This is a genomic window from Streptomyces sp. NRRL S-646 (assembly GCF_000720765.1).
In the GTDB taxonomy this organism is placed as follows: Bacteria; Actinomycetota; Actinomycetes; order Streptomycetales; family Streptomycetaceae; genus Streptomyces.
In genome coordinates, this window is sequence record NZ_JODC01000110.1 from 1 (window position 1) to 306 (window position 306).

The 306-nt window shown below is 67.0% G+C and carries 1 protein-coding gene; it reads left to right on the forward strand.

Annotated elements, in window-relative coordinates:
- Positions 1-297: transposase family protein (locus IH68_RS0149105; RefSeq protein ID WP_030950375.1), on the forward strand; the 297-nt coding region annotated here is incomplete at its 5' end.
- Positions 298-306 lie beyond the last annotated feature (9 nt).

Consider the following 306-nt stretch of genomic DNA (forward strand, 5'->3'; position numbering starts at 1 on the left):
GCCCGCGCCCACGGCATCGTCCAAGCGTGCCTGACCCGGCAGATTCTCGTGCTCGCCGACCGGGCCTACCAGGGTGCCGGCGCCACCGTCCGCACCCCCCACTACCACCACCACGAACAGCCCGAGCACTACCAGCAGTTCAACCGCGACCACGCCCGGCTGCGGGCTCCCGGCGAGCGCACCTTCGCACAGCTGAAGTCCTGGCGACTGTTACGGCGAGCCCGATGTTCAACCCGACGTATCGGCACCGCCGTCCAAGCCATCCACACCCTCTTGACCTGCGACTATTCAGGATGAAAGAGGTTC